This window comes from Pseudoduganella sp. RAF53_2 (assembly GCF_052113985.1).
Taxonomy (GTDB): domain Bacteria; phylum Pseudomonadota; class Gammaproteobacteria; order Burkholderiales; family Burkholderiaceae_D; genus Rugamonas.
On sequence record NZ_JBFRDW010000181.1, the window covers coordinates 1 to 9,302 of the forward strand.

Genomic DNA, 9,302 nt, shown 5'->3' on the forward strand with positions numbered 1-9,302 from the left:
CACACTCACAACGTGATCCAGGCGGTCCTGGATCTGAGCCATCCGGAAGATACCCACGACAGTGACTGCTACCAGGAACGCCAGTACCAGTGCAAATCCAAGACCCAGACGAGTCCCCACTTTCATTTTGCTCAAATTCATTTCGGCTCTTTATTTATTAATGGCAAACGTTGTAGATTGAACAGGGATGCGATGTTGTCTGCACCCACTGACCCTTGCTGCTACGCAAGTATCCACAGTAGCAAACAATGACTGCGAATGCAAAAGAAGCATTCGCCAAGAGCAGAAACCTGTCGTATTTCGACCGCAAAACACATTGTTAAACGGTTGAAGTTATGTGGATATCAAGAAATTATAATTGCGTGTCTTGCCGCAAGGCAAGCAGAATCTGCTTAAAAACTACGCAAACATTATTTCTTCGGTGCAAATAGTGTTGCACCGAATGAACTTCTGAACTCAAGCGGCAAGCGGGGTCCGGTTGAGGGCTTCCAGCAACAGCTGTGGATCGCCGGCGGCGAGCTTTCTGGAATCCGACAAAGTCTGCCGGAATTGGCGTGCGCCCGGCATGCCGGCCAGCAGGCCCAGCATGTGACGGGTAATACTGTTCAGCTTTAAGCCCTTGGGGCCATCGGCTGCCAGTTGCGCAGCAATATAAGGAATCATGGCGCGCAGCACTTCTTCCCGCGATTTCTGCGGGGCGCTGCTGTCGTAGTAGCGCTGGTCGAAGGACGCCATCAGATAAGGATTGTGGTACGCCTCGCGGCCCAGCATCACGCCGTCCACGTATTGCAAGTGCTCGTCGATTTCCTCGACAGTCTTGATGCCCCCATTGATCAGGATTTCGAATTGCGGGAAATCCTTCTTCAATTGATAGGCGTATTCATATTTGAGCGGCGGGATCTCGCGGTTCTCCTTGGGCGACAGGCCTTTCAGGATCGCATTGCGGGCGTGGACGATGAACGTCGTGCAGCCGGCTTCCGCCACTGTGCCCACGAAGTCGCGCACGAAATCGTAGCTCTCTTCATAGTCGATGCCGATGCGGTGCTTGACGGTGACGTCGATGTCCACCGCATCCTTCATGGCCTTCACGCAATCGCGCACCAGCTCCGGTTCGGACATCAGGCAGGCGCCGAAAGCGCCCTTCTGCACGCGCTCGGACGGGCAGCCGCAATTCAGATTGATCTCGTCATAGCCCCACTTCTCGCCCAGCCTGGCGCTGGTGGCCAGATCGGCGGGATCGGAGCCGCCCAGCTGCAAGGCAACGGGATGCTCTTCCTCATTGAAGCGCAGATGGCGTTCCACATCGCCATACACCAGGGCGCCCGTGGTCACCATCTCCGTGTACAGCCAGGTGTGCTGGGAGATGATGCGGTGGAAGTGACGGCAGTGACGGTCCGTCCAGTCCATCATGGGGGCAACGCTGATTTTGCGGCCGGTTGGGGCGATGCTATTGTCGGTCATGCTGAGTAATGCGTTCTTGCTTATTTAATGGCGGCGGCCAGCTTGGCCCATACGGCTTCGCCGATATCCGGGCGGCCGTCCGGGGCGCGGAAGGACAGGAAGAAGACATCGTTCTTCACGCCGGTCGCCATATACATGAAGTAGGCGCGCTGGCCCGTGGTGCCGCTGGTCATGGACAGCATCACAGCCGGATTTTTGGCATCCTTGAACTGTTTGACGTCGATATTGGTGGCCGCCGTCTTCAGCTTGTTGATCGAACCCGGATCGTCGATGCCATAGAAAACATGGTGGCGCGCGTCATACGTGACATTGGTCGCGGTCGAACCATACATATAGCCATTACGGTTCGGCAGGTTCTCGGCGGTGGCCGTTGCGGCATCGGCCGGGCGCATCCAGAAGGAGTAGCCGATTCTCTTCACTTTGGACTGCTCGTACTCCGCCGGCACTGGAATATTCAGCGCGATCGGCAGCGGCAGGCGGCCCTGCATGAACTGGTTGACCGGCACGTCACGCGTCTGCACAGCGACTGGCGCTACGGGCGCCGCGGGTGCTTTCTGTGCTGCGGGAGCGGCCCAGGCCGCAGTACCGATGGCCAGGCTGGCCGCAAAGAGAATTGATTTCACTTAAGACTCCAATGTCCCACGATTGGGCTGCATATTATACAGGCAGCTGTCCGGGGCGTGTTTCTGCTCATTTACATGATTAATGCATGCTTCTCCGTTGACTGTCCATGCATGAAATTCAATACTCGAAACGCTTCTATGATTACAACAAAGAGACAACCGGATGAAAGCCATCTTCCTCGCCCTCGCGGCCATCGGCAGCGCTCAAGCTGCTGATCGTTTGACCATCACCGCCAGTCATGACCTTGCGCAGGCCCGTCCTGCCGAAACCATCACCGTGCCCTGGGCGGAGGTGAACCGTGCCCTGCCCGGCGCCATGCTCCAGCACATCGTCGTGCGCGACGCGGCGGGCAAGCCGTTGCCTTATCAAGTCACTAACGTACTGCCGGAGGCGAAAGACCCCCAGGGCAAAGGCATCGCTTACGGCGAGCTGATTTTCCAGCACGACTTCGCGGCCGGTGAGCACAGCGCCACCTTCACCGTCGAAAAGAGCGATGCGCTGACGCCGCCCTTCCCGTCCAAAGTGTTCGCCCGCTACGTGCCGGAGCGCCTGGACGATTTCGCATGGGAGAACGACAAGGTCGGCCACCGTACCTACGGCCCTGCCCTCGCCGCTCCCGCCGCGCCGGGCAGCGGCAAGGAGGTGCTGGTCACCAGCGGCCTCGATATCTGGTTCAAGCGCGTGGACTATCCCATCGTCGACCGCTGGTACAACAAGGGCCATGACCATTATCACAAGGACGAGGGTGAAGGCATGGACATGTACAACGTGGGCCGTTCGCGCGGCGCCGGTGGTGTCGGCATCTGGGATGGCAAGCAGCTTTACACAGGCCGCAACTACGCTGCCTGGAAGGTGCTGGCCAATGGTCCGGTGCGCGCCATCTTCGAGCTGTCGTACGAAGGCTGGGATGCAGGCGGTTTTCGCGTCTCCGAGGTTAAACGTTTCACTGTCGATGCCGGCCACTATCTCGACCAGATCGACAGCACCTTTACCTTCAGCGGCCCCGCGCAGCTGACCGCCGCCGTGGGCCTGAACAAGGACCCGACCGACAAAGGCCAGTCGCCTGTCGTCACGCCCGGCCGCGCAGCCGGCTCCCTAAGTCAGTGGGTGGAGCAGAAGAGTAACGGCGCCTTTGGCGTCGCCGTGATTTTGCCGACGGCATCAGGCTATGCGGATGATTCGCTGAATGAGCTGATCACCGCGCCGGTCGTATCCGGCAAAGCACTGCGCTACTACGTTGGCGCCGCGTGGACGCGCGGCGGGGAGTTCGCCAGCAAAGCGGAGTGGGACAAATACATCGCCGCCGAAACCGCGCGTGTCCGCTTGCCTTTGAAGATCAACCTGTCCAGCCAATAAACGATGAAAACCAGACTGCTTGCGGCCCTGCTGGCTGCCGTCTTCTCTTCCCACGCCCTGGCCGACGGCCGCCAGACCTTGAACTTCGACGCCGACTGGCGCTTCCTCAAAGCTGAAGCGAAAGGCGCCGAACAACCAGGCTTCAACGACGCCAGGTGGCGCAAGCTCTCCGTGCCGCATGACTGGAGCATCGAAGGTCCGTACGATCAGGCCAGTCCCGTCGGCCGCGGCGGCGGCTATCTGCCTGCGGGCGTGGGCTGGTATCGCAAGCAATTCACGCTGCCTGCCACCGATGCCAAGCGCCGCGTGCGCATCGAATTCGACGGTGTGATGGCCAACAGCGAAGTCTGGATCAACGGTAAGCTGCTGGGCAAGCGCCCTTACGGCTACAGCAGCTTCAGCTACGACCTCACCGGCAATCTCAAGTTCGGCAAGGGCCAGGTGAATACGATTGCCGTTCGCGCGGACAACTCAGTGCAGCCGGCATCGCGCTACTACACCGGCTCCGGCATTTATCGCCACGTGCGCCTGGTCAGCACCGAGGCCGTGCAGTTCGGCGAAGGCGGCGTGTTCGTCACCACGCCGGAACTATCCGCCGATAGCGCGCGTGTGCATCTGCAATCGGACGTGCGCAACAAATCAGGTGCGGGCGGCGAGTACACGCTGCAGGTCACGATCTACGACCCGRGCGGCAAAGCAGTACAGACTTCCGAATCGCGCCAAGCCATCGGCGCCGGACAGTCTGCCGTCATGGCGCAGGACATCGCGGTGGCTGCGCCGCAGCGCTGGTCCATCGAAACGCCTGCGCTGTACCGCGCCGTGGCCACGCTGCGCCAGGGCAGCACCGTACTGGACGAGCAGACCACGACCTTCGGCATCCGCGATTTCAAGTTCGATGCCGACACGGGCTTCTGGCTGAACGGCGTGAACCTCAAGATCAAAGGCGTCTGTCTGCACCACGACGCAGGCGCGCTGGGTGCTGCCGTGCCGCTGGATGCGTGGCGCCGCCGTTTCGAGCTGCTGCGCGAAATGGGCGTGAACGCCATCCGCACTGCCCACAATCCGGTCGCACCGGAATTCCTCGACCTCGCCGACCAGATGGGCTTCCTGGTCATGGACGAAAACTTCGACACCTGGAACGAGGCCAAACAGCATGCCGAGCAAGGCTACAACCGCCTGTTCACCGATTGGTGGGAAGCCGACACGCGCGCCATAATCCTGCGCGACCGCAATCATCCGAGCGTGATTTTATACAGCGTCGGCAATGAGATTCATGACAATCTGAATAATCCTGAAGGCTTCCGCAAATACAAGCAGCAGCAGGATCTGGCGCATCAGCTGGACCCGACGCGGCCMGTGACCATGGCACTGTTCCGCCCTGGATTGTCCAAGGTGTATGAGAACGGCTTTGCCGACATGATGGATATCGTCGGCCAGAACTACCGCGAAAACGAACTAGTGGCGGCGCACAAGGCCAATCCGAAGCGCAAGGTGCTCGGCACCGAGAACAATCACGCGCTGTCGGCCTGGCTGGCCTTGCGCGATAACGCCTTCATGTCCGGGCAGTTCATCTGGGTTGGCTTCGATTATCTGGGCGAGGCTGATTGGCCAATGACTACGTACGACCAGGGCCTGTTCGACCGCGCCGGCAACTGGAAGCCGCGCGGCTATCAGCGCCAGAGCTGGTGGTCGTTGAAGCCGGTCGTGCACATCGTCCGCAAGCAGGACAACGGCGGCGTCGGCAGCTGGCGCGCCGACTGGACGCCGACCGACATGCAGACCTACGACGACGCCAAGGTGGAGGTGTACAGCAATGCCGACGAAGTGGAACTGTTCCTGAATGGGACTTCGCTCGGCGCCAAGCCCAAGCCAAAGAACGACAGCCCGCGCGGCTGGGACGTCACTTTCGCTCCCGGCACCTTGCGCGCGGTGGCCCGCAACAGCGGCAAGGAAGTGGCGGTCGACGAGCTGAAAACCGCCGGCGCTCCGGCGCGCATCGCACTGTCCTCCAGCCGACCAGCGTTGACGCCGGACTTCGACGATGCCGCCTTCGTCTGGGCGCAAGTGGTCGACGCCAACGGCATCCCGAACCCGAACGCCACCGCACCTATCACCTTCAGCATCAACGGCCCCGGCGTGCTGGCCGCCGTCGACAGCGGCAACAACACCAGCCACGAGGCCTACCAGTCCACGCAGTGCAAGCCGCAATACGGTCGCTGCCTCGCCATCGTCAAAGCCAGCGCCGCCGGCGGCGCCATCACCCTCAAAGCCGCCGCCCCCGGCATCGCCGACGCCAGCATCAACATCCCCACAGGGAAGAAGCCATGACACTCCGCCGCGTCTCAGCCGCCGTGCCCCACCCGCCCCACCGCGACGCGCCCAGTATGGCCAGCGCCGCCATCGCCCCACCGACCGCAGCCGCCACGGCCGCCCACGCGCCGCATGTCACCCGCACCGCAGCGCGATTCGCGTCGCTTCGCGCGATCGACATCCCAGCCGTCCTTCGCACCGCATGCATGGCAGCGTCGTCCGCACCGCCAGGTGCAAGCGCCAACCTGGCCGCCCGGAGCAGCGCGGCGCGGTTCCCGTGGCGTGGTGCGATCGCCTTCCTGGCCGTCATGAGCGCTGCGAGTGCGTATGCGGCGCCGGTGACGGACACCTGGCACTTTGACCTCGTCTCGGCCGCCACTGGCCATGCAGCGGCAGGCCGCACAGCCGTTCTGCCGAGCATGACTTACACCACCGACCGCGGATTCGGATTCGAACCCGGCGCCGCCCCGCATGACGGCAAGCCATTCTACTTCTCTGCCGACCTCCCCGAAGGCAACTACGAAGTAACGGTAAAACTCGGAGGCCCTGTCGCAGCGACAACGACAGTGAAGGCCGAGCTGCGCCGGCTGATGCTGGAAAACGTCCAGACCGCAGCAGGCCAAACGCTGACACGCACATTTACGGTCAACATCCGTACCCCGCATATCACCGCAACCAACAACATCCCCTCAGGCGAAGTCAAACTGAAAGCCCCGCGCGAAACCGTGCAGGAAGCCTGGGCCTGGGACAATCGCCTGACGCTCGAATTCAATGGCAACAACCCGTCGGTGCAATCCATCGACATCAAGCCCGCGCACGTGCCAACGATCTACCTGCTCGGCGACTCCACCGTCTGTGACCAGCCACAGGAACCCTACAACAGCTGGGGCCAGATGCTGCCCCGCTTCTTCAAGCCAGGCGTGGCCGTGGCCAATCACGGCGAGTCCGGCGAAACCTACCGCGACTCCATCAACCGCCTGCGCCTGAACAAGATCCTCAGCCTGCTGCAGACCGGCGACACGGTGCTCATGCAATTCGGCCACAACGACCAGAAGCAAATCAAGGAAGGCAAAGGCGGCCCGTTCACGACCTACAAAAACGAAATCCGCGTCCACGCCGAACAAATCCGCGTGCGGGGCGGCATCCCCGTCATCGTCTCGTCCATGGAACGGCGCGCCTTCGACGCCAACGGCAAGATCGTTCCCTCACTGATTGACTACGCCACCGCCGCGCACCAATCGGCCGACGAACTGCATATCCCGTTCATCGATCTGAACGCCATGAGCAAACCGTTCTACGAAGCGCTCGGACCTGAACGTTCCAAGCTCGCCTTCGCCGAACCTTCACCCGGAAAGATCGACAACACCCATCACAACAGCTACGGCAGCTACGAGTTGGCCAAGCTGGTCATCAAGGGCATCCGCGAAGCCGGGCTGCCGGTTGCACGCTATATCGACGACAGCGTTCCGGCACTAGATCCGGGACATCCCGATCTCGCAGAAAAATTCGCCGTTCCCGCCAGTCCCAACGCCACCACGCAACGACCGCTGGGTGACGACGCCAACGCAGCAGAAGCCTGGCTGTTCGCCTACTTCACCGGCAACGGAGAAGACGGCCTGCACTTCGCCACCAGCACCGACGCCTACCACTGGGACAAAGTCGCCAACGGCCGCAGCTTCCTGACGCCGCAAGTCGGCAAATCCAGATTGATGCGCGATCCCTGCATCGTGCGCGGCCCGGACGGCATCTGGCACATGGTCTGGACTTCCGGCTGGAACGATAGCGGCATCGGCTACGCATCTTCGAAAGACCTGATCAACTGGTCCGCGCAGCAGGAACTGCCCGTGATGGCGCAGGAAAAAGGCGTGCTGAATGCCTGGGCGCCCGAAGTCGCTTACGACGAAAAGCGCGGCGAATTCCTGATCTTCTGGTCCTCCACCATCGAAGGCAAATATCCAACGCCGAAAGACTCGCCTGAAGGCAAATACAACCACCGCATCTACTACACGACCACGAAAGACTTCGTCAGCTTCGCGCCGACAAAGCTGTTCTACGATCCCGGCTTCAGCGTCATCGACGCCACCTTCCTGCGCGCGGATGGCCACAACTATCTGCTCGTCAAAGACGAAACTCGTGTTCCGGCCCACAAATACCTGCAACTGGCCAACGCGCCCGACCTGCAAGGCCCCTTCGGCAAGTTGGGCAAGCCCTTTACACCGCAAGGCGTATGGGCCGAAGGACCGACTGCAATCAAAGCAGGCAATGCATACCTGATCTACTTCGACGCCTACAAGGACAAGCACTATGGCGCCATGCGCTCGCGTGATCTGGTCAGCTGGGAAAACGTCAGCGACAAGATGCACTTTCCGGACGAAGGCACGGCCCAGCGCATGCGCCATGGCACCGTGTTCGCCGCGTCCAACGCCACCGTCGCGCGCCTGCAATCTTCGGGACCGGTGTCCACCACGCCCAGCTCGCAGAACTACGATTCGCACCTGAATTACCAGACCTACTTCGCCGACTATCTGGCTGCGCGCCAGGGCAAAACGGCAGACCTCATCTTCATTGGCGACTCGATCACCGAACAATGGCGCTGGGGCGCAGGCACCGAAGTATGGAAGCAGAAATTCGAAGAGCGCGCCTTCGACTTCGGCCTGGGCGCAGACAGAACCCAGCACGTGCTGTGGCGCCTGCAGCATTTCGACCTTTCCTTCCTGAAGCCGAAAGTCGCGGTAATCATGATCGGCACCAACAACACCAGCGAGACGCCGGAAGAAATTGCCGCCGGTGTGAGCGCGGTGGTAGCCGCCACACAAAGCAAATTCCCCGGTGTGAAGGTCGTCCTGTGCAGCATCCTTCCCAACGCCCGTGCAACCGAGAAAATGGCGGCAACAAACAAGCTGCTTACACCGCTGGCCGACAACAGAAAAGTGTTCTATCTCGACCTCGCATCGAAATTCACGCCCGAAGGCGATAACTGGAAAGGCCTGAGCCGCGACAAGCTGCATTTGACGGGAGAAGGCTACGCCACCTGGGCGGCCGAACTGGAAGCGCTGCTGCCAACCGTACTCAAATGACCATGAACCTTTACTACCTCCCTGCCGCAGCGCTGTTCGCCGCCTGCGCCACCGCTGCACACGCAGCCCCCGCGCAGCGCGCCGCCTACGACTTCAACCCTGGCTGGCGCCTGTTCGTCGGCGACCCGGCCGGGGCCAGCCAGCCCGGCTTCGACGACTCAGCGTGGAAGCCCGTCACCCTGCCCCGTGCCTGGAATGAGGATGACGCGTTCAAGAAAGATATCGCAGACCTCAGCACCGGCATCGCCTGGTATCGCAAGCATTTCCGCCTGCCCGCCGGAGCATTGAACGGCAAAGTCCTTCTCGAATTCGAGGGCGTGCGGCAGGCTGGCGAAGTTTTCGTCAACGGCAAATCGCTGATCCTGAGCGAAAACGGCATCAACGCATTCGGTGTGGACATCAGCAATGCAGCCAAAGCCGGCGACAACGTCATCGCCGTCCGCACCGACAATGCCTGGGACTATCACGAGAAAG

General features: G+C 61.2%; 7 protein-coding genes. 4 read left to right on the plus strand and 3 right to left on the minus strand.

Annotated elements, in window-relative coordinates:
* The 3 genes from AB4Z11_RS12835 to AB4Z11_RS12845 form a co-directional block, all read right to left on the minus strand.
* Positions 1-141, minus strand: a 141-nt coding sequence (locus tag AB4Z11_RS12835; RefSeq protein ID WP_442025643.1) for an MCP four helix bundle domain-containing protein, incomplete at its 3' end; no start/stop codon positions are given.
* Positions 142-456: 315 nt separating this feature from the next.
* Positions 457-1,461, minus strand: a complete 1,005-nt coding sequence (gene dusA / locus AB4Z11_RS12840) for a tRNA dihydrouridine(20/20a) synthase DusA (RefSeq protein WP_442025637.1) — start codon at positions 1,459-1,461, stop codon at positions 457-459.
* Between the two features lie 20 nt (positions 1,462-1,481).
* Positions 1,482-2,084, minus strand: a complete 603-nt coding sequence (locus AB4Z11_RS12845) for a hypothetical protein (RefSeq protein ID WP_442025638.1) — start codon at positions 2,082-2,084, stop codon at positions 1,482-1,484.
* A gap of 163 nt (positions 2,085-2,247) precedes the next feature.
* Between AB4Z11_RS12845 and AB4Z11_RS12850 the strand changes: the two genes are divergently transcribed.
* The 4 genes from AB4Z11_RS12850 to AB4Z11_RS12865 form a co-directional block, all read left to right on the plus strand.
* Positions 2,248-3,441: a DUF4861 family protein gene (locus AB4Z11_RS12850; protein ID WP_442025639.1), complete on the plus strand. Its 1,194-nt coding sequence runs from the start codon at positions 2,248-2,250 to the stop codon at positions 3,439-3,441.
* A 3-nt stretch (positions 3,442-3,444) separates the two neighbouring features.
* The gene (locus tag AB4Z11_RS12855) at positions 3,445-5,769 is read left to right on the plus strand and encodes a glycoside hydrolase family 2 TIM barrel-domain containing protein (RefSeq protein WP_442025640.1); all 2,325 of its coding nucleotides are present in this window, start codon (positions 3,445-3,447) and stop codon (positions 5,767-5,769) included.
* Positions 5,766-8,828 carry a GDSL-type esterase/lipase family protein gene (locus AB4Z11_RS12860; protein ID WP_442025641.1) on the plus strand — a complete coding sequence of 1,021 codons (3,063 nt, stop codon included), beginning with the start codon at positions 5,766-5,768 and terminating at the stop codon, positions 8,826-8,828. The genes AB4Z11_RS12855 and AB4Z11_RS12860 overlap by 4 nt, the downstream gene beginning before the upstream one ends.
* Positions 8,829-8,830: 2 nt before the next feature.
* The coding region (locus AB4Z11_RS12865) for a sugar-binding domain-containing protein (protein ID WP_442025642.1) at positions 8,831-9,302 on the plus strand (472 nt) is incomplete at its 3' end.